Here is a 22,019-nt window from a genome sequence, read left to right as displayed (position 1 = left end):
CTTGCCGCGTTCCGGTGCCGCAGCCGTCCCGGGCCGGACGACATATGCCTGTCACATGCAGCGGTTAACGGCGTCGCAACCGGCCGCGGGTTGCGCGGCCGCCTTCCGCGACCTGTCAGGAGATACGACATGAAATCGACGGTTCTTCCTCTCTCGCGCCGCGCCGTTCTGGCGACCGGCGCCGCCGCGCTGGCAGCGCCCCTGATCGCGCGCCGCGCGCTGGCCTCGTCGGGCGAGGTCAATGTCTTTGCCTGGGGCGACTACTTCCAGAACGGCGAGATCCCGGCCGCCTTCACCGACGCCACCGGCATCAAGGTCAACGTCTCGACCTACGGTTCGAACGAAGAAGCCGCCTCGAAGCTGCGCGCCGCGGGCGGCAAGGGCTTCGACATCCTGTTTCCGTCGATCGACACCCGCCCGAACTATGACGAGGGCGGCCTGCTGGCCGAGATCGACGAAAGCCGGCTGAAGGTCGAACGCATCCAGCCCGCGTTGTGGCGGTCCTCGCTGGAACTGGGCGCGGCCCATCGCGGCAAGCGCTATCTGGTGCCCTTCGACTGGGGCACCGAGGGCATCACCTGGGATTCGAGCGCCCTCGACATCGCGCCGGGCGAGCTGTCCTATGGCCATCTCTGGGCCGACGGGCTGGCGGGCAAGGTGGCGATGCGGCAGAAATCGGTGCTGACGAGCCTTGCGATCTACCTCGACGCCATCGGCGAGCTGCCCTCGAACCGCGGCATGGACGTCTACAAGACCGAGGCCGACAATCGCCGCATCTTCGATGCCTGCATCGAGTTCGTGAAGGCGCACAAAAGCAATATCGGCGCGTTCTGGAACAACGCGACCGAGGCGACCTCGGCCTTCACCGATGGCGGCTGCACCATCGGCCAGACCTGGGACACGACCGGCATCAAGCTGCATACCGATACCGATCCGAAATGGCGCTATGGCGCGCCGAAGGAAGGTGCGCTGGCCTGGATGGACACCGCCGCGATCCCGTCGGGCGCCGAGAACGTCGAGCAGGCCTATGAATTCCTCAACTTCCTGCTGACGCCCGAAGTGGGCGGCATGTTCGCGAATGCCACCGGCTACAACTCGGCCGCCATGGGCGCCGCCGAGCATCTGAGCGATGCCAACAAGGAAGCCTTCGCCTATGCCTATCCGGGCGATGCCATCGACAATCTCTGGTGGTGGCCGATGTTCACGCCGTGGTTCTCGGCGGTGCGCGAGGAATATGTCGAAAAGCTGACCAACGCCTGATCCACAGGCCAGGCGCGGGGGGCGATCCTCCCGCGCCCTTTCACGCGGACCGACCCTGCATGACCCCGACCCCCAGCGGCATGGACATCGCGCTTTCGGGCGCTGCGGTGCGTTTCGGCACCTTTCAGGCCGTCCATCCCACCGACCTGACCATCGAGGCGGGCGAGTTCTTCTCGATCCTCGGGCCGTCGGGCTGCGGCAAGACCACGATCCTGCGGCTTCTGTCGGGCTTTCTCGACCCGTCCGAGGGCGAGGTTCGGATCGGCGGACAGCCGATGGCGGGGATCGGGCCGTCCGACCGGCCGACCGCGCTGATCTTTCAGAACCTCGCGCTGTTTCCGCTGATGACGGTCTGGGAAAACGTGGCCTTCGGGCTCGAGATGCGCGGCTGGAAGACGGCCCGTCGCCGCGCCCGGGCCTTCGAACTGCTGGACATGGTCGCGCTGGGCGGGCAGGGCGACAAGCTGCCCTCCGAGCTGTCGGGCGGACAGCGCCAGCGGGTCGCCATCGCCCGGGCGCTGGCGGTCGAACCGGCGGTGCTTCTGCTCGACGAGCCGCTCTCGGCGCTCGATCTCAAGCTGCGCCAGCATATGCGTGCCGAGCTGAAACAGCTGCAGGAGACGACCGGCATCACCTTCGTCTACATCACCCACGATCAGGGCGAGGCGCTGACCATGTCCGACCGGGTCGCGGTGATGAACCGGGGCCGGATCGTGCAGGTGGGCAGCGCCGACGACGTCTACGACCGCCCCGCCACCGCCTTCGTCGCGACCTTCGTCGGCGAGATGAACCGCCTGCCCGGACGGATCGAAAGCGTTGCCGAAGGCCGCGCCCGGATCGCCACCGCAGGCGGCAGCTTTCTTGCGCCCAACCCGGGCGGGCTGGCGCCGGGCGCCGAGGCGGTGCTGTTCCTGCGCCCCGAGCGGCTGCATCTGCTGGCCCCGGGCGAGGCCGCCGCCAATGTGCTGGAGGGCGGTCTGGTGCGCCGCGACATGGAAGGCGCCTTCTCGACCCTGATCGTCGAGACGGGTGCCGGGCGGCTGACGGTGCAGCGGGTCAATTCGGGGTCGGGCGGCCTGCCCGCCGGCCCGCTGCGGCTGGGCTTTGCCGACCGCGCGGGCGTGATCCTGCCCGCAGGCGAGACCGCCGATGACGCGGCTTAGGCGCAGCTTCGGCGCGCCGCTGGCGGCGCTGATCGTGCTTTTGACCGGGATCTGGGTGCTGGGCCTGATCGCCGCGCCGCAGGTCATCATGATCGAGCAGTCGCTGTGGAAGATGGACCGCCCGGCGGGCGCGGACGAGCTGTCGGTGCAGATCGACCGGCTTTACAACCGGCTCGACATGCTGGCGCTCGATCGCGCGGCGGCACGGACGCTCAGCACGCCGTCCGCGACCGACGCGAAGCTCGCGCAGATCGACGCCGAGCGCGCGGCCGTTGCGGCAGAGATCGCCGATCTGGAGACCCGGGAAAGCACCCCGGTCAGGACCTGGACCCTGACGAACTACGCCCAGATGGGCCAGGCGCATCTGCGGATCTTCGCCAAGACGATCCTGGCCGCGCTGGCGGTCACGGCCATCGCCTTCGCGGTCTGCTATCCGATCGCCTTCGCCATCGCCAAGCTGGAACCGCCGCGCCGGGCTGCGCTGATCATGCTGGCCCTCGTCATCCCCTATGCCATCAACGAGTTGCTCAGGGTCTTTGCCTGGCAGATGATCCTGAATTATGGCGGGCCGCTCAACGCGGCGCTGGGGCTGCTGGGAATCGGCCCGGTGCCGTTTCTCGAAAGCGGGTCGGGCGTCTTCGTGGCGATGGTCTATGCCTATATCCTGTTCATGGTCTTCCCGCTTTATAACGTGCTGGAAACGCTGGACATGAACCAGATCGAGGCGGCGCGCGACCTGGGCGCGAAGACCTGGCAGATCCACCGCCGCATCGTGCTGCCCCATGCGCGGCCCGGCATCGCGGTCGGCTGCATCATGACCTTCATGCTGTCGGCCGGGTCCTATTCGGTGCCCTATATCATGACCCGCGGCACCGCGGCGCCCTGGTTCGCGCAGCTTGTCTACAACCGCTTCTTCCAGGCGTCCGACTGGAACGTGGGCGCGGCCTATGCGGTCAGCCTGCTGGCGGTCTGCACCGGCTTCGTCTTCCTGATGATGCGCCTGCTGAAGGTCCGGCTGAGGGACATCGCGAAATGACGCGAACCGGCAGCGGCCTTCTTCTGCGGATCTATATGGGGGTCTTCTTCCTCTACATGTTCCTGCCGCTCGCGATCATGGTGGCGGCGGGCTTCAACGACTATTCGCCGCCCTCGGTCACGGTCTGGAAGGGCTTTACCCTGCACTGGTTCACCGAGCTCTGGCAGGACCGACGGATGTGGTCGGGTCTGGCCAATTCGGTGCTGATCGCCGGCGCGGTGATCGCGCTGGCTTTGCCGATGGGGCTGGCCGGGGCGCTGCTGCTGGGGCGGCTCGGCAGCCGGGCGGCGGGGGTGCTTTACACCGCTATGGTCTCGCCGCTCCTGACGCCCGGCATCATCCTGGGGATCTCGACCGTGATCTTCTGGCGCGGGCTCGACGTCTCGGCCGGGCTGTTCACCGCGATCCTTGCCCAGACCACCTTCATCGCCTCCTATACCATGCTGATGTTCATGGCCCGGCTGCAACGTCAGGACGGGGCGCTGGAAGAGGCGGCGCTTGATCTTGGGGCGACGCCCTTCCAGGCGTTTCGCCGGATCACCCTGCCGTTCCTGCGCCCGACGATCCTGACCGCCGCCGTCATCGCCTTCCTGCAGAGCTTCGAGAACTACAACACCACCATGTTCGCCATCGGCGGCGAACACACCCTGGTGACCGAGATCGGCTCGCGCATGCGCTTCGGGCTCTCGCCCGCGATCAATGCGCTGGGGATCCTGTTCATTCTGGCCACCGTCGCCTTCGCGCTGGCCTGGGCGGCGCTGAAGGCGCACGAGCGGCGCGCGGCGGAGCAAGCGACATGACCGATGCCTTCACCGCGCCCGGGCGGTTCTTTCGCGGCAACCTGCACACCCATTCCACGCTTTCGGACGGGGTGCTGCCGCCCGCCGAGGTCTGTCGCCGCTATGCCGCGCAAGGCTACGATTTCATTGCGCTGACCGATCATTTCATCGGGCTCTACGGATATCCGGTGGCCGACACCCGTCCGTTCCGGGGCGCAGGCTTCACCACCCTTCTGGGGGCCGAACTGCATTCGGGTGCGATGGCCAATGGCGAGCTCTGGCATATCCTGGCCGTGGGGCTGCCCGCCGATTTCGCGCCGGGCCACGCGCCCGATTTCGCCCCTGCCGAGGGTCAGGAAACCGGCGCCGCCATCGCCGCCCGGGCCGCCGCGGCCGGGGCATTCGTGGCCATCGCCCACCCGCAATGGTCGGGGCTGACGCTGGCCGATGCACGCGGGATCGAGGCCGCCCATGCGGTCGAGGTCTACAATCACGGCTGCGCCGTCGGCAGCGACCGGGCCGACGGCTTCGGCATCGCCGATCTGCTGCTGACCGAGGGCCGGCGGCTGAGCCTGATCGCCACCGACGACGCGCATTTCACCGAGCCCGACCATTTCGGCGGCTGGGTCATGGTCAAGGCCGAAGAGAACGCGCCCGAGCCGCTTCTGGCCGCGCTGAAGGCCGGGCGGTTCTATGCGACCCAGGGGCCCGAGCTGCGCGGGGTCGCGCTGGATGGCGCGGCGGTCGAGGTGGCATGCTCGGCGGTCTCGACGGTGATCGTCCAGGGCCGGGGCTCGGCTGCGGTGGCCTGCCACGGGGCCGCGATGACCCGGGCGCGGGTGCCGCTTGGGCGGTGCGCCGGTTCGCCCTGGCTGCGGGTGACGGCGATCGACGCGGCGGGGCGGCGGGCCTGGTCGAACCCGATCTGGCGCTGAACCCTTGCCTCCGGCCTTGCCTCGGACCGGGGTTCCGGTCCATCTCTGCCCTTCGGGACCGGAGACAAGACAGGAGCGGGCATGAAACCTGTGGCCAGCCGCGAGGCGATCGACGGGGTGCAACAGATGCACCGGGCGTTGCATATGGCGCTGGACGCGCTGGAAAACCGCAACGAGCCCGACCGCGCCGCCGAGATCCTGCGCCAGATCGACATGGCCATGGTCGACTGGATCGAGGCCGCGCGCTTCATGCGCTGAGCTGGCGCCCGCTTGACCGGCCTTCGCTTCTACACCTAGACTTCTGTCCCGATTGGCGGAACGGATTGCCGGCATGCGACTTCTCCACACCGCCGACCTGCATCTTGGACGCCAGTTCAACGGCATTTCGCTGGAGCCCGACCATGACGCCGTGCTGGACCAGATCGCGGCGGCGGTGGCGGCCCATGAGGTAGACGCGCTGGTGATCGCGGGCGATGTCTTCGACCGCGCGGCCCCGTCCGCCAGCGCGGTGCGCCAGTTCAACGCCTTCCTGGCCCGGATCCGGGCCGAAACCGGCGCGGCGGTGGTGATGATCGCGGGAAATCACGATTCCGGCGACCGGATCGAGGCGATGTCAGTGATGACCGACACCGCGCGCGCGCTGATCCGGGGCACGGTCGCGGCCGAGGAACCGCCGCTGATCCTCGAGGATGCGCATGGCGCTGTGGCGATCTCGGCGCTGCCCTTCGCCTGGGAATATGCCGCGCGCGAGGCTTTCGGCGACGAAAGCCTCGCCTCGCCCGAGGATGTGATGCGCGCCCAGATCGCCGCCGCCCGGGCTGCGCTGCCCGAGGGCGCGCGCTGGGTCATCGTCGCGCATGGCACCGTCGCCGGGGCTGCGGTCAGCGATGCGGAACGGCCGCTGGCACGGATCGGCGGTGTCGAGACGGTCGGGGCCGAGCTTTTCGATGGCGCCCAGTACGTGGCGCTGGGCCATCTTCACCGCCCGCAATCGGCGGGCCGCGCCGGGATCCGCTATGCCGGGGCGCCGCTGGCCTTCGGGTTCGACGAGGCGGGCGAAGAGAAATCCATGAGCCTGGTCGAGATCGGCGGCGCCGGAGAGGTCCGGATTGCGCCAATCCCGTTCCGGCCGATCCGGGGCGTCCGGGTGATCGAGGGGCGCCATGCCGATCTTTTGCACCTGCCGCCCACGGAGGATTTCCTGCGCGTCGTCCTGACCGACGAGGCGCCGGTGATCGACGCGATGCGGCGGCTGCGCGCGGTCTTTCCCAATGCCTGCGATCTGGCCTATGCCCGCGAGATGCAGGCGCCCGAGGTCAAGGCGCTGGGCGGGGCGCCCGTGGCGCTTGACGATCCGCTGGCGGTGATCGGCGATTTCCTGACCCAGCTGCGCGGCGAGGGGCCGGACGCGGCCGAACTGGCGGCCATCGTCGCGACGCTCGACGGGCTGCGTGGCCGCGAGGAGGGGGCATGAGGCCGGTTCGCCTGACCCTGCAGGCCTTCGGTCCGTTTCCCGGCCGCGAGGTGGTCGATTTCCGGGCCGCCGTGGCGGCGGGGCTGTTCGGGATCTACGGCCAGACCGGGTCGGGCAAGTCGACGATCTTCAGCGCGATGACCTTCGCGCTGTTCGGCGAGGCGGCGCGGGCCGAACAGGACGCGCCCTCGCTGAGGGCCGATCATGCCGATCCCGACATGCCGACCGAGGTCGAATTCGTCTTCGATCTGGGCGAGCGGCGCTATGTGCTCCTGCGCCGTCCCGACCAGGCGCGCCCCAAGACCCGCGGCAGCGGCGAAACCCGCGACCCGCACGAGGCCTATCTTTTCGACGCGACGGGGCTCGCGCTCGACCGGATCGGACCCGAGGGGCGCGGCAAGGTGCTGGCCGAAAAGAAGGTGGGCGCGGTCGCGGCGGCGGTGACCGGGCTTCTGGGCTATGGGCCCGGGCAGTTCCGCCAGATCGTGCTGCTGCCCCAGGGCCGGTTCGAGACCTTCCTTGCCGCGCGCACCCGCGAGCGGCTGGAGATCCTGCGCGAGCTTTTCGATGTGTCGCTCTACCGGCGGCTGGCGCAGGCGATGAAGGCCGAGGCCGAAATGCTGGAGCGCACCCTTCGCGAGGCGCGCGCGGTCTGCGAGGGACGGCTTGCGGCCGAGGGTTTCGACGGGATGCAGGCGCTCGAGACCGGTCTTGCCGCGGCCGAGGCGCGGCTGGCCGAGGCCCGGACCGCCGAGGCGGCGGCAGCGCGCGAGGCGGTGGCGGCACGTGCGGGGCTGAGCACGGCAGAACAGACCGAGGCGCGGTTTCTGGCGGCGGCGGCGGCAGACCAGGCTCTGGCCGGGATACGCGAGGCCGGGCCCGCGATGGCCGAGCTGGCCGCGCAGGTCCGCCGCGCCGACCGCGCGCGGCTGCTGGTCGATATCGAGGCGCGGGTGGCCGAGGCTGCGCGAGAGACGCAGGCGGCGGCCGCGCGGATGGATGCCGCAGAAGCGCGGCTTGAGGTTGCCGAAGCCGCCGCGAAGCGCGCCGCCGTTCGGGCCGAGGCCGAAGCCGCCCGGGCGCCCGAGACCGAGACGCTCCGCCGCGAGGTAGAAACGCTGGCCCGCCATGCCGAGACGCAGGCCGCTGCGGCCGGTCTGCAGCGCCGGGCGCAGGAGGCGCGCGCACTGGCCGAGGCGGCGCGGGGCGAGCTTGTCGCCGCGCAGGGCGCCCTGACCCAGCGCATGGCGCAACGCGGCAAGGCGGCCGAGGCGGTGCAGGCGGCGCGGCAGACATCGGCCAATCGCGAGCTTCTGACCGCCCGGTTGCAGGCGCTCGAGGCCGAGATGAAAGCCGCGCGTGCGGTCGAGGCGGCGCAGCGCGACGTGGCCGACTCGACCGAGGCCGTGGCCCGGCTGGCGGCGGCGCAGGAGGCGGCGGCGCGCCGGGCCCGGGCCGCGCGCGACGACCTGACCGGTGCCGAGCGCCGTCTGGCACAGGCTCAGGCGGTGCAGCTTGCGGCCGGCTTGCGGCCCGGCGCGCCCTGTCCGGTTTGCGGCGCGATCGACCATCCGGCGCCCGCTGCGGCCGGCGCGGGCGATCCGTCCGGACCCGAGGCGGTGCTGAAGGCCGTGCGCGCCGCCTGGGACGAGGCCGACCGGGTGCTGCGCGAGGCCGAGCGCACGCTGGCCTCGGAACGCGGTGTGCTGGCCGACCGGCAGGAACGGCTGGCGGGGCTCGACCGGCCCCGGACCGATGCGGCCACCCTGAAGGATCGGATCAGGGCGACCCATGAGGGACTTGCCGCGCTTGGGGCCGAGACCGAAATCGCCGTGGCCGAGGGCCTTCTGGCGCGGCTCGATGCGGCGGTGGCGGCGGCCGAAACCGCGCGCGACCGGTGCCGCGACGCCATCGCCGAGCGCGAGGCGGTGGCGCTGCGCGAATCCGCGCGGATCGAGGCGATGCTGGCGCCGGTCCCCCAGGCGCTTCGCAGCGAACCGGCGCTGAGCGCGGCGCTCGGGGCCCGGAAAGCGGCACTGGCGGCGCGCGAGGCGGCCCGCGCCTCGGCGGTTCAGGCGGCAGCCGACAGCCGCGAGGCGGTGTTGGCGGCGCGGGCTGCGCATGAAGCGGCGGTGCGCGCGATGGCCGAGGCGCGGGCCCGGCACGAGGCCGCGCGGCAGGCCTTTGCCGGGCGGCTGGCCGAAACCGGGTTGTCGGCGGCGGATCTGGCGGAGCTGAAGCCCGCCATCGCCCGGCTCGATGAAGACCGAGCGGCGGTCGAGGCCCATGGCCGCGCACTGGCGGTCGCAGAAGAACGGGCCCGCGCCACGGCAGAGGCGATCGCGGGCCGCGACCGGCCGGATCTGGAAGCGTTGCGCGCGGCGCTGGAGGCGGGCGAGGCGCGGCTGTCGGCGGCGACCGAGCGGCGGTCCGGGGCAGGACATGCCCGCGATCATCTGGCCGCGCTTCGGGGCGATCTGGCTGAAACGCTGCGACGGCTCGAGGCGGAAGAGACCGCTTCCGGGCCGCTTCGGTCGCTGGCCGCGCTGTTCGACGGGCGCAATCCGCAGGGGCTCGACCTCGAGACCCATGCCATCGGTGCGATGTTCGACCGTGTGCTGGCCGCGGCCAACCGGCGGCTGGTGCCGATGAGCGCCGGGCGCTACCGGCTGGAACGCGAGACCGAAGGCGGCGGGCGCGGGCGACGCGGTCTGGGGTTGCAGATCTTCGATCTCTTTACCGGCAAGGCGCGGCCGACCGCGACGCTCTCGGGCGGCGAGACCTTCATCGCTGCGCTGGCGCTGGCGCTGGGGCTGGCCGATGTGGTGGAAACCGCCAGCGGAAAAGTCCGGCTTGACACGATCTTCATCGACGAGGGCTTCGGCAGTCTCGATACCGAAAATGGTGCCGGAACGCTCGACCGGGTGCTGCAGGCCTTGGGCGCGCTGGTCGGGCGCACCCGCGCGGTCGGCCTGATCTCGCATGTGCCGCTGGTCCAGGAGGCGATCCCGAACGGGTTCTATGTGCGCAAGGACCCTGCCGGCAGCCGGATCGAGACGCGCGGACCGGTATGAACCCCGCCAGGCGGCCCCGTCCGCGTCAGGCGTAGACGTTGTGGTCGTGAAACCGTTCGGCGATGTCGACGGCCAGTCGGCAGATGTCGAGGCAGGGCAGGACCCGAAGATCGGCGCCCCGCCCGAGGCTGACCATCTGTTCGCGGAACGGGGCAGCGGCGGTGTTGAGCGCGCGCCAGGTCGCAGCCTCGATCCCCTCGACCGAGGGCACCAGAAAGCCGATGCGGCGGTCGCCCGATCCGACCAGCAGCACCCTTTGATGCTGTCCCTTGCGCGGTGCTCCTGCACCCAGAAAACGCGACAGGCAGACGAGGGTGGTGGTCGCCCCGTCGACCGGGAAGAAGCCGAGAACACCGGGGAACGGATGGGCGATCGGCGTGATCGTGGCTGGCGGCTCGATGATGCGTGCAATCGATTCGATCGGGGCGGCATGGGCGGTTCCGGCCTGGAAGATCAGATAGCGGCGCCGGTCGCGGAACAGGGCGTCGGGCGAGGGGAGCACGTCGGTTTCTGGCGCCGTTTCAGCCGCTATCCCGGTCTCGTCCAAGGGGCCGGTATCCGGCGCGGGTTCGAGGGTGTCATGTTGGTCCGACGGCGCCGTGTCGGCCGCGGACCCAGAGGCCGGCGGACCTGGCCGGGTGGCCTGCGGTGCCACCGGCGCCGACATCTCGGCGATGGCCTGCAGCCCCTTCATCTCGCGCAGGCGCTCGACCCTTATCACGTAGGTCTGCGCGCCGTCCGAGGCGACGGCAACGGCGCCGATACTGCCGGCACCGCCGCCCAGAAGCGCAGGTGCCGCGTGCAGATCCTTCTGGCGCAAGGTTGCGATGTTGCTGATGACATCGACCGCGAGGCCGATCAGCCGGTCGCCCGAAAAGCTGAAGACGACGATTTCGGGGTTGGGCCGCTCGCGCGCGGCGCCGAGCCCGAGGATGCCGGGGGCGTCCAGCACCGGGATGCGCAGCCCGTTCACGGTGACCGATCCAAGGCAGTCGCCGCCTGTCAGGGCGTTGCGTTCGATGTCCTGGCGCGGAAGCGTGCGATGCACCTCGACCGCCGGGGCGGCGAAGGTGGCGCCCCCCGCCCGGAAGGTCAGATAGGCGCGCCCCTCGCCGGTCGCGCCGCGGTCGCCTTCGTCGCGTCGGAACCGGGTGGCGGTGGGCAGGCCGCCCAGAGCGAAGATCGCTGCGGGGTCGACGACGTTCACCAGCTTGCCGCCATGAAAGAAGCCCCCCACGAAGAAGGGCGCCGCGGTATCGCCCGAGGCAAGCCCCTGCACGTCGTCGCGTCTGAGCCGGGCGAGGCCCGAAACCGCGTTCACCGCCAGCGCGACGACGCGGTCGCCCCGGGCCAGGATCGCGGCGATGCCGGGAGCGTCGCCCACCGGGCCGATCCCCGAGACCGCCCGCGGATCGACCAGCGGAATGATATGGCCGCGCAGGCGGATCGCGCCCATCAGCGCCGGATGCGCCACCAGAAGCGGCGAAAGCGCGTCGATCGGATAGACCTCGGACAGATGCGCTATGTCGATGCCGATCACCCCGCCGCCCACCTCCATCAGCGCATAGGTCGCCTCGCGGTCGGGGGCGCTGTCGGGGACGGGCGCGGTCTCGGTCATTCTGCGGCGGCCTGGCCGAGTTCTCCGGCCAGACGCGACAGGGAGGCGGCGGCGGATTCGCCTGCCCCGGCATGGGCCGCCATCTGGGTGAGCCCGCCGATGGCCTCTTGGGCCATGCTGCCGATGGCGCGGATCCGTTCCAGTGTCTGTTCGGTGCCTGAGGCCGAGCGCAGGATGCTTTCATTGGCGCGTTCGATATGCCGGGAAATCTCGCGTGCGGCTTCGCCATTGCGCTCGGCGAGCTTGCGCACCTCGTCAGCCACGATCGAGAACCCCGCCCCGTGTTCCCCGGCCCGCGCCGCCTCGATGGCCGCGTTGAAGGCCAGCAGGTTCGTCTGGACCGCGATGTCGCCCACCAGATCGACAATCCCGGTGACCTTGTCGGCGGCTTCGCGGGCGGTGCGCATCTCGGTAAGCGCGCCGTCGAGCAGACGGTCCCCGTTCTGGGCGCTGTCTTGCAGCTTTTCGTTGGTGCGGGTCAGCAGGTCGGCATCGTCGCGCAGGGTGTCGTTGACCTTGCGCAGGCTTTCGATTTCTTCGGCCAGAGCACGGGCCTGGGCGGCGGTGGCGGTTTCCAGCGCGACCTGAGCCGAGATGTCGTAGCCGCACATGACCACCCGCTCGACCTCGCCGCGGCAGTTCTTCAGTGGCGTGTAGTGGGCCAGCAGGAAGAGGTCGCGGTCGAAGCGGGCGATATGGTGATAGCGGCCCGATTGCGGCTCGTCCTTGCGCAGCGCCATCCAGAAATCGGTATAGGCGGTCGAGCGGATGTAGTCGCCCGCACAGAACGAACTGTGCGACTGGCCTGCCACTTCGCGGAGCGAATGCCCGACCAGCCGCAGGAACCCCTCGTTGGCCTGAAGGATCTTGCCCTCGGGGTCGAATTCGACCACCGCCTGATGGTTCAGCGCGGCCTGCCATCTGCCCTCGAGATCAAGCGTCCGGCGTTTCGCCGCGGTGATGTCGACGGCGATCTGGACCACCCGCCCGGGGCGACCGTCGGGGTCGGCGACCGGATGGAAAACGGTCTGAAGCCAGACCTCGCGCCCGTCGGCATCGACCCAGAGAACCTCGCCCTTGAACCCGTCGCGTTCGCGCAGATCCTCCCAGAACCGGCTGTCCGCGCCGTCTTTCACGCGGTCCTGGTCGAGGAAAAGACCAAGGCCACGACCGCGGATATCCTCGATCCGGTGGCCCAAAGTGTCGAGGAAAGTGCCGTTGGCGGAAAGGATGCGGCCGGTCAGATCGTATTCGACAACCATCATCGCGCGGTCGAGCGCGTGCAGCTTGCCCTCGGCTTCGGCCTCGGCCTGACGGGCTTCGGTCACGTCATGGCCGATGAAGAGCACCGACCGCACCTCGCCGTCATCGGCGTCGGTCAGCGGCAGATAGCAAGACGACAGCCAGACTGCGCGTCCGTCGGGGCCGTGCCGCCGGACGGTGCCGGAAACCGGCTCGCCGCGCAGGATACGGTCCCAGAAGTCGTCATGGCGGCGCGAGTCGGCACAGTCGGACGGCACAAAGCTTTTGTGGCTGCGCGAGTCGAGATCGGAGGCTGCAATCCCCAGCAGCTTGCAGAACCCGGTGCTGGCCTCGATCAGCGTGCCGTCGGGGCGGAATTCGGCCATGGCGATGCGGCTGTCGAGCGCAGCCTGACGGGCGCCGAGCCGGTCGAGATCCTGCTTTTCATGGGTGATGTCGACTGCGATCTCGAAGGCTCCGGCGAATCCGCCCTCGGAATCGGTCAGGGGCAGCAGCTGCGACCGCGTCCAGGCCGTGTCCTGGCCGCGGACGGTGTGCGGGATGTCGAGTGCCACGCGCTCGCCCCGGCCGAGCGCGGCCCAGGCTTCGGCAAAGGGCTTGCCACGCGAGAAGCCGTTTGAGACCAGACGGCGCATGTGCTTGCCGACAAGGCCTTCGGCCTCCTGCCCCAGAAGCGCGCACATCGGGGCCGAGGCCTGGGTCAGATGCCCCTCGGCATCGTAGCGCGCGGTGGCGAGCCCGGTTTCGCACAGCGTCGCGATTTCACGTTCTGCCCGGGCGGTCCGGGCATCGGCATCGACGTCCAGCAGGCATTGCAGCACCCGGTCGACCGCGCCATTGGCGGCGCGGACCGGAACATAGGCCGAGCGCAGCCAGACGGTGCCGCCCGTTCCGGTGCGGTGGGGATGGCGCCCCTCGACGATCTGACCCTGGCGCAGCCGGGCCCAGAAACCGTCATAGCCGGGGGCGTCCGTTGCGGCGTCGGGCCAGAGGTCGCGATGCGGCCGCCCGGCCAGCGCGGCGCCGGTCTGGCCCAGAAGCGCCGCAGCGCGGTCGTTGACCTCGATCACGGTGCCGCCGGCATCGAAGGCGATCAGGCCAACGGCGGCCTCGAGCGGCGACCAGCGCCCGGCCTGGTCCGCCGCCGATTCGGGCGCGGGATGGCCGATGACCGAAAGCCGGAGGCTGCCATCGGCGCAGACCACGACCACGCTGCGCATCTGCATCGCATGGGTGCTGCCCGACCGGCAGCCGATGAAGCGGCCGGACCAGACCGGCTCGGTCCCGGCGACGGCGCGGTCCCAGAGATCATCCGAGGTCTGGCCGGGGACGGCGACGAGGCTGGCGAAATCGTTCACCTCCAGCGCGTCCTCGGACAGGTCCAGAAGGAACACCGTGGCGTCGCTGGCCGCGACCAGGCACCGCGTCTCCATGTCGAAGCTCAGCACATAGGCATCGTTGAGGATCTGCGCGCCAAGGGCCTGGGCCAGGGCGGTGGCGAAATCAGGGGCGTCTTGCGCGGCTTCGGCGTTCGAGGTCATTTCCGGTCCTTCGCGGTGCGAGGCGCTCGCGGCGTTTCTGCCGCGGTGCTGTCGGCGACCGTCTTAGCCTGCGACACTTAAGACGAGGTTTCCGAAACTCCGAGCGATCTCGGGTCGCCCAGAGAGGCGCGGCCTGGACCTGCCCCCTTTCAGGGGGCCATGTCGAAGATCAGGATCGCGCCGTCTGTCCGCCAGGTCAGCGGCGGCGGCGTATCCGCAAGCTGCAGCCCGTCGCCTGCCACGAGCCGTTCGTCCTCGATGGCGGCGAGCCCCTCCACCAGGTGCACGAAGACCTTGCGACCGGGGGCGACTTCGAGCCGGGTCCCGGTCCCGGCCGCGGGGCGGGCGAACAGCACCCGGCTGTCGGCCCCCAGGTCCAGCGGCGCCCCGCCATGGCTGCCTGCGGCCAGCAGGACCGGCTCGGTCCGGGCCTCGGGCCGGGCGATGCGCCGGTAGGAGGGCGTGCCGCCGGTGCGGTCAGGGATCAGCCAGATCTGCAGCAGATGGACAGGATCGTCGGGCGAGGGGTTCGGGTCGGAATGCGTGACGCCCCGGCCCGCGCGCATCAGCTGCAGTTCGCCCGGTCCGATCTCGAAACGGTTGCCAAGGCTGTCGGCATGGCGGACCCGGCCCGACAGCACCAGCACCAGCACCAGCGTCAGGATGTCGATATCGGCATGGTCATGGGTGGGGAAGCCCGCGCCGGGGACGATCCGGTCCTCGTTCAACACGCGGAGCCGACCGAAGCCCATCCGGGCCGGGTCGTGGAACCCGCCGAAGGAAAAGCTGTGAAAGGCGTCGAGCCAGCCCGTCCGGGTGCGGCCGCGGCTCATGTTCTCATGGATCAGGATCGGCATCTGGGGGCTCCTTTCCGCTTGTAGGACAAGGGCTTGGCGGACATGGAGCCGAGGCGCAGGCGGAATGCCCTCTGGCACCTGGCCAAGGGGGGGGCGGAGGGTTGGGCGGTGCATGACAGATATGCCGGACTGTCCGGGCGAAGGGACGTTCGGTTGGCAACCCGAGCACGCTTGCCGGGCCGGGGCGCGTGTGTGCGCGCCCCGGCCCGGCGTCTTGCGGAAAAATGGGGGCCGGGGCGGCGGACGCGACTGGCCAGCAGCTCACAGGGGCTGTGCGCAGATTGGCCGACCGGTGGGCCGGGATCAGGTCAGGAGGACAGGCCCGACCGGCCGCCGAAAAGGCGTCGACGAAGGACTGCCCCGAGGCTGCCTGCGGTGCGCTGACTGTCCGAGGTCAGCTGCTTGTCGCCGCGGATCTGGTTGCGCAGCAGCGCCATGAGCGGCCAGCCATAGACGCCGCGCGGAGAGATGTCCTTGCCCGCCTTGGCGTTGCGCACGAAGCGCTGGCTGTGCAGGATGCGCGGCGCGGGGACCGTCCAGTTGCTGGTGTAAAGCCGCTCGTGCTTGCGGAGGTTGTATTCCTCGGGCAGCACATGCACCGCCAGATCGCTTTCCCACAGCAGTTCGCGCAGCACCGGCTGATCGGCGCCGCCCTTGCGGACCTCGGCCACCAGATATTGCCAATCCTCGAAGAAGCGCGTCGTCTTCTCGTTGCGGCGGAAGGCGATGACGCCGCTATTGATCTGCGGGAAGGCATTGGGAAAGTTGCGCCGCCAGAACCGGTTGGCAAAGCGCTGGTTGCGGTTCTGCACCTGGCAGGCGGCCAGGTCGTACTTGTTCAGCACCCAGAACATGTCGCTGACATCGGCGGTCAGCACCAGGTCGACGTCGATCAGCAGCGTCCGCTGGAACCGCGACCTGAGCGCTGCCTCGAATTTCGGCCGGTAAAATGACCGCGAGAGCACATGCACTTCGTCGAAGACGCCGGGCGTGGCCTCGCCGTCGCAGAAAAGATCGACCCTCAGGCCGGGATTGGTGGCCCGGACCGAGGCCGCCGCCTGTTCGGCGAGCCGGATATAGACATCGCCCGAAGCGGAAAGAACTACGCCGCAGTCATCTGCGGCGTAGTCGATCTCGGTGCGCCAGTCGGCGGCGAGAGGCTCAGGCGAGGCTGTCATCGATGGCCTTGCAGGCCTCGACCAGGCCGCGCACGGCGTCGACCGACTTGTCGAACATCTCCTGCTCCGGCTTGTCGAGCTTGATGTCGACCACGCGCTCGATGCCGCCGGCACCGATCACGGTGGGAACGCCCACGTAAAGGCCCTTGAGCCCGAGCGCGCCGTCCACCCAGGCCGCGCAGGGCAGCAGGCGTTTCTGATCCTTCAGATAGGCCTCGGCCATCTCGATCGCCGAGGTGGCGGGGGCGTAGAAGGCCGAACCGGTCTTCAGCAGGCCGACGATCTCGGCGCCGCCGTCGCGGGTGCGCTGCACGATGGCGTCAAGCTTGTCCTGGGTGGTCCAGCCCATCTGCACCAGGTCGGGAAGCGGGATGCCGCCGACGGTCGAATAGCGGGTCAGGGGCACCATGGTGTCGCCATGGCCGCCCAGCACGAAGGCGCTCACGTCCTTCATCGAGACATTGAACTCGAGGCTCAGGAAGTGGCGGAAGCGCGCGCTGTCCAGCACACCGGCCATGCCGACGACCTTCTCGGCGGGCAGGCCCGAATATTGCTGCAGCGCCCAGACCATCGCGTCGAGCGGGTTGGTGATGCAGATCACGAAGGCGTTCGGGGCGTTGTCGCGGATGCCTTCGCCGACCGATTTCATGACCTTGAGGTTGATGCCCAGCAGGTCGTCGCGGCTCATGCCGGGCTTGCGCGGCACGCCGGCCGTCACGATGCAGACATCGGCGCCCGCGATGTCGGCGTAATCGGTGGTGCCCTTCAGCGCCGCATCGAAGCCTTCGGAGGGGCCGGACTCGGCGATGTCGAGCGCCTTGCCCTGGGGCACCCCATCGGCGATGTCGAAAAGAACGACGTCGCCCAGTTCCTTGATCGCGGCGAGATGGGCGAGCGTGCCGCCGATCTGCCCCGCGCCGATGAGAGCGATCTTGGGTCTGGCCATGTCTGATTGTTCCCCGATTGGTTGGTTCCGGCGCGATGCCTAGTCCTTTGGCGCCTTCGGCGCAAGGCTGCCGCAATGCAGCAGACCTGTCCAGACGGTTCCGCCGGGCGCGCCGATGGGCTAGACCGGCGGGCAAGACGGGCGGACAAGACCCGTTCGTGCCTGTTCCGACGCCCGGAGGTCCCTGAAGTGATCGACTTCGATCCGTTCTTCTTTGCCGTCACGATCCCGGCCATCCTGTTCGCGGGCCTCTCGAAAGGCGGCTTCGGCGGCGGGGTGGCCTTCGCCGGTTCGGCGGTGATGGTCGTGATTCTGGGCCCGGCGGTGGCGCTGGGGGTGACGCTGCCGCTTCTGATGCTGATGGACGTGACCGCGCTCCGGCCCTACTGGCGGCGCTGGGGCGGGGGGGCGGCGCGGGTGCTGATCCTGGGGGCGGTGCCGGGCATTGCGCTGGCGGCGGCGGTGTTCCATCTGACCGACCCGGATGTCTTCCGGGTGCTGATCGGGCTGGTGGCGCTTGGCTTCGTGGGCTTTCAGCTGGCGGTCAGGATGAAGCTGATCCCGGCGCGGGAAAAGCCCTTCGGGCGGCCTGCCGGGGCGATTTCAGGTGCCGTGGCCGGGTTCACCAGCTTCGTCAGCCATGCCGGAGGGCCGCCGGTCGCCGTCTATCTGCTGTCGCAGCGGCTGGACAAGACCACGTTTCAGGCGACCACGGTGCTGGTCTTCTGGGCGATCAACCTGCTTAAATTCGGCCCCTATGCCTTTCTCGGCATCTTCACTCCCGACACTTGGTTGGCGGTGCTGCTGCTGGCGCCGGTCGCTATCCTGGGCGTCTGGCTGGGGGTGCGGGCGCACCGGCTGGTGCCGGAGCGCTGGTTCTTCGGCATCACCTATGTCGCGCTGACGCTGACCGGGGCGAAGCTTCTGTGGGACGGGCTGACCTGAGGCGCCGCGCCTAAAGCCCCTGGCCCGACGGCTCGTCCAGCGTCTCGAAGGACCCGCCGCTGGCGATCAGGCAGGTCAGGCCGTTGGCAAAGGTGCCGGTGACGGTCCAGGTGCCGGTCTGGGTATTGGCGAAGACCTCGACCACCGCATTGTTGGCGGCCAGCCCCATCGCCTGACGCGACTCGCCATAGCGGTCGCGCAGCTGGGACAGGATGCCCTCGCGCGGGCCGCACTGGCGCTGGGCCTGGGACTGAACTTGGGTTTGCGCCCCGGCCGGTACGGGCAGGGCAAGCACGGGCCAGACGACCAGTGCCGCCGCCAGTGCAAGTGCGGGGCGGCCGGACAGGGGACGGCAAAGGGGCAGGGGGGCGCGCATGGCGGGCTCCTTTCGCGGAAGCTGGGGCTGGGACGGACGGAAACACTAGCTTGCGCACAGGATTGCGTGAGCTTCGCCAAGGCCGCCCTAGCGGGGCGCGCGTTGCATTTTCTGCGGCGCGGCGCAAAAAGGGTTGCGCCTTCTGACTCTGCCGTGTTGGTTTGCGCAACAAAATGACTCCGGAGGAGAATCAATGGACCCGCGCGCCCGCCCCTTCCGTTCGGTGCTGTACATTCCCGGTTCCAAGGACCGCGCGCTTGACAAGGCGCGGGGCCTGCCGGTCGACGCGATCATCTTCGATCTCGAGGACGCCGTCGCGGTCGAGGAGAAGCCCGCGGCGCGGACGCTGCTGGCCGAGACGCTAAGGGCGGGCGGTTATGGCGGCCGGTTCAAGATCGTGCGGGTGAACGGCTTCGACACGCCCTGGGGCCGGGACGACGTCGCGGCCATTGCCGGAGCGGGGGCCGATGCGGTGCTGCTGCCGAAGGTCGAGACCACGGCCCAACTGGACGATCTGGCGGCCGCGATCCCGGATGTGCCGCTTTGGGCGATGATGGAGACGCCCAGGGGCATCCTGAACGCCGCCGCGCTGGCCGCGCATCCGCGGCTTGAAGGCTTCGTGATGGGCACCAACGACCTGGCCAAGGAGCTGGGCTGCCGGTTCCGGCCCGACCGGCTGGCGCTGACCGCGAGCCTGACCCATTGCCTGCTGGCCGCGCGCGCCCATGGCATCGTCGCGGTCGACGGGGTCTACAACGCCTTCAAGGACGAGGCCGGGCTGAAGGCCGAATGCGATCAGGGCCGCGATCTGGGCTTTGACGGCAAGACCCTGATCCATCCGGCGCAGGTGGCCATCGCCAATGCCGCCTTCGCGCCCACCGAGTCCGAGATCGACCTGGCCCGCCGCCAGATCGCCGCCTTCGAGGAGGCCGAGCGCGCCGGGCAGGGTGTCGCCGTGGTGGATGGCCGCATTGTCGAGAACCTGCATATCGTTACGGCCAGAGAGACGCTGGCCAAGGCGGCCGCGATTGCAGAACTGGAGGCGGTCTGATGTTTCTTCTTATCCTCGGCGTGGCTCTCTGGAGCTTTGCGCATCTCTTCAAGCGGCTCTTCCCGGGCGTCCGCGCGATGCTGGACGACAAGCTGGGCATGGCGTCGAAGGCGCTGTTCGCGGTGCCGCTGGTGGTGTCGGTCGTGCTGATGGTGATCGGCTACCAGTCCGCCGGGCTGCCGCAGCGCTTTGCCGGGCCGTCCTGGCTGATCCACGTGAACAACACGCTGATGCTGGGCGCGGTCGCGCTCTTCGGGGTCGGCAGCTCGAAAAGCCATGCGCGGCAATGGTTCCGCCACCCGATGCTGTACGGCTTCATCACCTGGGCGGTGGCGCATCTGCTGGTGAACTGGGACCTTGCCTCGATCGTCCTGTTCGGCGGGCTCTGCGCCTGGGCTGTGGCCGAGATCGTGCTGATCAACAAGACCGAGAAGGGTGTCACCCGCTATACCGGCGGCTCGCTGAAAGGCGACCTGCGGCTCGCGGGGATCGCGGTCGCGCTTTATGTCGTCATCATCCTTCTGCACATCTGGGCGGGCGTGATGCCGCTGCCGATGGCGTCGTGATGCAAGCCTACCGCCTGCTGACCGAGGAGGATACCCCGGCCTTCTGCCACAAGGTGACGGCGGCTCTGGCGCAGGGCTGGGCGCTTTACGGCTCGCCCGCCTATGCGCATGACCCTGCGACCGGCAAGATGCGCTGTGCCCAGGCGGTTGTGAAGGATGTCGAGGGCGAGTGCGCCCCCGACCTGAAACTGGGAGAACTCTGAGCCATGGCCAAGACCAATCCGGGCCGTTTCTTCGAGGATTACGCGGTGGGGCAGGTGATCGCCCATGCCGTGCCGCGCACCCTGTCGGGGGGCGAGCGCGCGCTGTATCACGCGCTGTATCCGGCGCGGCATGCGCTTTGTTCCTCGGATGCCTTCGCGGCCGCCTGCGGTCTGGGCGCGGCCCCGCTGGACGATCTGATCGCGTTCCATACGGTCTTCGGCAAGACGGTGCCCGATATCTCGCTGAACGCGGTGGCCAATCTGGGCTATGCCGAGGGGCGCTGGCACCGTCCCGTGCGGGCGGGCGATACGCTTCGGTCGCAATCCGAGGTGATCGGGCTCAAGCAGAACTCGAACGGCAAGTCGGGCGTGGTCTGGGTGCGGACCCGGGGGCTGAACCAGCGCGACGAGCTGGTGCTCGACTATGTGCGCTGGGTGATGGTGCGCAAGCGCGACCAGGGGGCCCCCGCGCCCGAAACGGTCGTGCCCGACCTCGCCAAGGCCGTGGCGGCAAGCGATCTGGTGGTGCCCGAGGGGCTCGATTTCACCGGCTACGATTTCATCCTGGCGGGCGAGCCGCACCGGATGGCCGATTACGAGATCGGCGAGGTGATCGACCATGTCGACGGCGTGACCGTCGAGGAGGCCGAGCACATGCAGGCCACCCGGCTCTGGCAGAACACCGCCAAGGTGCATTTCGACGCCACTTTCCGCGAAGATGGCCGGCGGCTGATCTATGGCGGTCATATCATCAGCCTGGCCCGCGCGCTGTCCTTCAACGGACTGGCCAATGCGCAGATGATCGTCGGGCTGAACGGCGGTGCCCATGCCAACCCGTGTTTCGCGGGCGATACGGTCCGCGCCTGGTCCGAGGTGCTGGACAAGGCCGAGACGTCGGCACCGGGCGTCGGCGCGATCCGGCTGCGGCTGGTGGCGGTCAAGGCGGGCGGCGTGCCCGGCGCGCTGCGCGGCGAGGAGGGCAAGTACCGGCCCGAGGTGCTGCTGGATCTCGATTACTGGGCGCTGATGCCGGTCTAGGGAAGAGGGCCGGTTCGTGCCAGGATGCGAGGGTCTTCGGGCCCTCGTTTTCATTTGCGCGGATGTTGCACAGGCTTGTTTCGATCGGAACCTCTGTCGGCAGCGCCGCGACGGCGGGCCTTGCGGCCTTGGGCTTCTCCACCGTCCTGAACGACCCGCTGCCCCGGGCGACCGAAGGGGCCTTGGCCCGACTGACCCGGATCGCCGACGGCATGGACCGGATCGTCGGCGATACGACCGACGCTGCGGCACGCGCGGCCATTGTGACCGAGGCGGCGCGGGTGGCGGCGCGGCCGCCGGACGACGCGACCGCCGTGGTCGCCCACGGAAGCTTCGGCATCTTCGATCTGCCCGTGCTCGAGACCCGGCAGGTCGAGGCCAGCGACAGCCGCGTCATCCTGCTGGCGGTTCTGCGGGGGGCTTGGGGGATGCCGATCCGGCCTTCGATGGAAAGGTTTTGCGGCTGGGGGCGGCAAGCTCCTCGGCTACGAAAGCGGGACCGACATCTGTCGGCTGCTGCTGGTGCGGCAGGTGCCAAGCGTCGGGTACCGCTTTCGCTGGCTTTGCCTGCCGGATCACAAGGAATAGATCTGAAACCGTGATCACGACCTGTCAAGCCGTGATCACAAACATCATTTTTTTCGCGGGTGCAGCGGAAAAACGTGCGCAATTCAGTGTTCACACCGTGACTCCGCCTCAAATTCCGGTATCACATC

At 69.4% G+C, this 22,019-nt stretch carries 20 protein-coding genes; 14 read left to right on the top strand and 6 right to left on the bottom strand.

Annotation, left to right across the window (positions count from 1 at the left end; all coding sequences use genetic code 11):
* The first annotated feature begins 129 nt into the window (after positions 1-129).
* The 8 genes from EV657_RS15625 to EV657_RS22550 all read left to right on the top strand — a co-directional run bounded on the left by EV657_RS15625 (position 130) and on the right by EV657_RS22550 (position 9,721).
* Positions 130-1,260, top strand: a complete 1,131-nt coding sequence (locus EV657_RS15625) for an extracellular solute-binding protein (protein WP_207802488.1) — start codon at positions 130-132, stop codon at positions 1,258-1,260.
* A gap of 59 nt (positions 1,261-1,319) precedes the next feature.
* Complete coding sequence (locus EV657_RS15620) at positions 1,320-2,423, top strand: ABC transporter ATP-binding protein (RefSeq protein WP_425057261.1); 1,104 nt, start codon at positions 1,320-1,322, stop codon at positions 2,421-2,423.
* Positions 2,410-3,459, top strand: a complete 1,050-nt coding sequence (locus EV657_RS15615; protein WP_134078769.1) for an ABC transporter permease — start codon at positions 2,410-2,412, stop codon at positions 3,457-3,459. Before EV657_RS15620 ends, EV657_RS15615 begins: the two co-directional genes overlap by 14 nt.
* Entirely contained in the window at positions 3,456-4,259 is an 804-nt protein-coding gene (locus tag EV657_RS15610; protein ID WP_113670702.1) for an ABC transporter permease, read from the top strand. Before EV657_RS15615 ends, EV657_RS15610 begins: the two co-directional genes overlap by 4 nt.
* Positions 4,256-5,173, top strand: a complete 918-nt coding sequence (locus EV657_RS15605) for a PHP domain-containing protein (protein WP_134078767.1) — start codon at positions 4,256-4,258, stop codon at positions 5,171-5,173. Before EV657_RS15610 ends, EV657_RS15605 begins: the two co-directional genes overlap by 4 nt.
* Positions 5,174-5,254: 81 nt before the next feature.
* A complete protein-coding gene (locus EV657_RS21645) occupies positions 5,255-5,431 on the top strand; it encodes a hypothetical protein (protein WP_158272341.1) in 177 nt (58 codons plus the stop codon).
* Between the two features lie 73 nt (positions 5,432-5,504).
* The gene (locus EV657_RS15600; RefSeq protein ID WP_134078765.1) at positions 5,505-6,647 is read left to right on the top strand and encodes an exonuclease SbcCD subunit D; all 1,143 of its coding nucleotides are present in this window, start codon (positions 5,505-5,507) and stop codon (positions 6,645-6,647) included.
* Positions 6,644-9,721 (top strand): AAA family ATPase, encoded by a 3,078-nt coding sequence (locus EV657_RS22550; RefSeq protein ID WP_134078764.1) that lies wholly within the window; start codon positions 6,644-6,646, stop codon positions 9,719-9,721. Before EV657_RS15600 ends, EV657_RS22550 begins: the two co-directional genes overlap by 4 nt.
* A 25-nt stretch (positions 9,722-9,746) precedes the next feature.
* On the opposite strand, the gene EV657_RS15590 is transcribed toward EV657_RS22550, so the two are convergent.
* From EV657_RS15590 to mdh, 5 genes are all read right to left on the bottom strand, one after another.
* Complete coding sequence (locus tag EV657_RS15590; protein WP_134078762.1) at positions 9,747-11,339, bottom strand: chemotaxis protein CheW; 1,593 nt, start codon at positions 11,337-11,339, stop codon at positions 9,747-9,749.
* On the bottom strand, positions 11,336-14,143 hold the full coding sequence (locus EV657_RS15585) for a methyl-accepting chemotaxis protein (RefSeq protein WP_134078760.1): 2,808 nt from the start codon (positions 14,141-14,143) through the stop codon (positions 11,336-11,338). The genes EV657_RS15590 and EV657_RS15585 overlap by 4 nt, the downstream gene beginning before the upstream one ends.
* Positions 14,144-14,292: 149 nt before the next feature.
* Positions 14,293-15,000, bottom strand: coding sequence for a pirin family protein (locus tag EV657_RS15580; protein ID WP_166673718.1), 708 nt, complete (start codon positions 14,998-15,000; stop codon positions 14,293-14,295).
* A gap of 308 nt (positions 15,001-15,308) precedes the next feature.
* Positions 15,309-16,178, bottom strand: coding sequence for a putative nucleotide-diphospho-sugar transferase (locus EV657_RS15575; RefSeq protein ID WP_134078757.1), 870 nt, complete (start codon positions 16,176-16,178; stop codon positions 15,309-15,311).
* Entirely contained in the window at positions 16,162-17,124 is a 963-nt protein-coding gene (gene mdh, locus EV657_RS15570; RefSeq protein ID WP_134078755.1) for a malate dehydrogenase, read from the bottom strand. The genes EV657_RS15575 and mdh overlap by 17 nt, the downstream gene beginning before the upstream one ends.
* Positions 17,125-17,313: 189 nt before the next feature.
* Between mdh and EV657_RS15565 the strand changes: the two genes are divergently transcribed.
* Positions 17,314-18,069: a sulfite exporter TauE/SafE family protein gene (locus EV657_RS15565; RefSeq protein ID WP_243837662.1), complete on the top strand. Its 756-nt coding sequence runs from the start codon at positions 17,314-17,316 to the stop codon at positions 18,067-18,069.
* Positions 18,070-18,079: 10 nt separating this feature from the next.
* On the opposite strand, the gene EV657_RS15560 is transcribed toward EV657_RS15565, so the two are convergent.
* Entirely contained in the window at positions 18,080-18,445 is a 366-nt protein-coding gene (locus EV657_RS15560; RefSeq protein ID WP_075786690.1) for a hypothetical protein, read from the bottom strand.
* Between the two features lie 193 nt (positions 18,446-18,638).
* Between EV657_RS15560 and EV657_RS15555 the strand changes: the two genes are divergently transcribed.
* The 5 genes from EV657_RS15555 (at position 18,639) to EV657_RS15535 (ending at position 21,905) form a co-directional block, all read left to right on the top strand.
* The gene (locus tag EV657_RS15555) at positions 18,639-19,496 is read left to right on the top strand and encodes an HpcH/HpaI aldolase/citrate lyase family protein (RefSeq protein WP_075786689.1); all 858 of its coding nucleotides are present in this window, start codon (positions 18,639-18,641) and stop codon (positions 19,494-19,496) included.
* Positions 19,496-20,062 carry an NnrU family protein gene (locus EV657_RS15550; RefSeq protein WP_113670420.1) on the top strand — a complete coding sequence of 189 codons (567 nt, stop codon included), beginning with the start codon at positions 19,496-19,498 and terminating at the stop codon, positions 20,060-20,062. Before EV657_RS15555 ends, EV657_RS15550 begins: the two co-directional genes overlap by 1 nt.
* The gene (locus tag EV657_RS15545; protein WP_075786687.1) at positions 20,062-20,265 is read left to right on the top strand and encodes a DUF1737 domain-containing protein; all 204 of its coding nucleotides are present in this window, start codon (positions 20,062-20,064) and stop codon (positions 20,263-20,265) included. The genes EV657_RS15550 and EV657_RS15545 overlap by 1 nt, the downstream gene beginning before the upstream one ends.
* A gap of 3 nt (positions 20,266-20,268) precedes the next feature.
* Complete coding sequence (locus EV657_RS15540; protein WP_134078752.1) at positions 20,269-21,303, top strand: MaoC family dehydratase; 1,035 nt, start codon at positions 20,269-20,271, stop codon at positions 21,301-21,303.
* Between the two features lie 128 nt (positions 21,304-21,431).
* Positions 21,432-21,905: a hypothetical protein gene (locus tag EV657_RS15535; RefSeq protein ID WP_134078750.1), complete on the top strand. Its 474-nt coding sequence runs from the start codon at positions 21,432-21,434 to the stop codon at positions 21,903-21,905.
* The last annotated feature ends 114 nt before the right edge of the window (positions 21,906-22,019 follow it).

The sequence above is a fragment of the Rhodovulum visakhapatnamense genome (assembly GCF_004365965.1).
Taxonomy (GTDB): domain Bacteria; phylum Pseudomonadota; class Alphaproteobacteria; order Rhodobacterales; family Rhodobacteraceae; genus Rhodovulum; species Rhodovulum visakhapatnamense.
Note: the sequence above shows the minus strand (reverse complement) of the source record. Positions and strands in the feature narration are given on the sequence as shown.

What these genes read in the sequence shown, in the direction of transcription:
- EV657_RS15615 (WP_134078769.1), top strand. Translation starts at nt 2,410, where the DNA reads ATGACGCGGCTTAGGCGCAGCTTCGGCGCGCCGCTGGCGGCGCTGATC.
- EV657_RS15580 (WP_166673718.1), bottom strand. Translation starts at nt 15,000, where the DNA reads ATGCCGATCCTGATCCATGAGAACATGAGCCGCGGCCGCACCCGGACG.
- EV657_RS15555 (WP_075786689.1), top strand. Translation starts at nt 18,639, where the DNA reads ATGGACCCGCGCGCCCGCCCCTTCCGTTCGGTGCTGTACATTCCCGGT.
- EV657_RS15575 (WP_134078757.1), bottom strand. Translation starts at nt 16,178, where the DNA reads ATGACAGCCTCGCCTGAGCCTCTCGCCGCCGACTGGCGCACCGAGATC.
- EV657_RS15560 (WP_075786690.1), bottom strand. Translation starts at nt 18,445, where the DNA reads ATGCGCGCCCCCCTGCCCCTTTGCCGTCCCCTGTCCGGCCGCCCCGCA.
- EV657_RS21645 (WP_158272341.1), top strand. Translation starts at nt 5,255, where the DNA reads ATGAAACCTGTGGCCAGCCGCGAGGCGATCGACGGGGTGCAACAGATG.
- mdh (WP_134078755.1), bottom strand. Translation starts at nt 17,124, where the DNA reads ATGGCCAGACCCAAGATCGCTCTCATCGGCGCGGGGCAGATCGGCGGC.
- EV657_RS15585 (WP_134078760.1), bottom strand. Translation starts at nt 14,143, where the DNA reads ATGACCTCGAACGCCGAAGCCGCGCAAGACGCCCCTGATTTCGCCACC.
- EV657_RS22550 (WP_134078764.1), top strand. Translation starts at nt 6,644, where the DNA reads ATGAGGCCGGTTCGCCTGACCCTGCAGGCCTTCGGTCCGTTTCCCGGC.
- EV657_RS15625 (WP_207802488.1), top strand. Translation starts at nt 130, where the DNA reads ATGAAATCGACGGTTCTTCCTCTCTCGCGCCGCGCCGTTCTGGCGACC.
- EV657_RS15540 (WP_134078752.1), top strand. Translation starts at nt 20,269, where the DNA reads ATGGCCAAGACCAATCCGGGCCGTTTCTTCGAGGATTACGCGGTGGGG.
- EV657_RS15600 (WP_134078765.1), top strand. Translation starts at nt 5,505, where the DNA reads ATGCGACTTCTCCACACCGCCGACCTGCATCTTGGACGCCAGTTCAAC.
- EV657_RS15545 (WP_075786687.1), top strand. Translation starts at nt 20,062, where the DNA reads ATGCAAGCCTACCGCCTGCTGACCGAGGAGGATACCCCGGCCTTCTGC.
- EV657_RS15550 (WP_113670420.1), top strand. Translation starts at nt 19,496, where the DNA reads ATGTTTCTTCTTATCCTCGGCGTGGCTCTCTGGAGCTTTGCGCATCTC.
- EV657_RS15620 (WP_425057261.1), top strand. Translation starts at nt 1,320, where the DNA reads ATGACCCCGACCCCCAGCGGCATGGACATCGCGCTTTCGGGCGCTGCG.
- EV657_RS15605 (WP_134078767.1), top strand. Translation starts at nt 4,256, where the DNA reads ATGACCGATGCCTTCACCGCGCCCGGGCGGTTCTTTCGCGGCAACCTG.
- EV657_RS15610 (WP_113670702.1), top strand. Translation starts at nt 3,456, where the DNA reads ATGACGCGAACCGGCAGCGGCCTTCTTCTGCGGATCTATATGGGGGTC.
- EV657_RS15590 (WP_134078762.1), bottom strand. Translation starts at nt 11,339, where the DNA reads ATGACCGAGACCGCGCCCGTCCCCGACAGCGCCCCCGACCGCGAGGCG.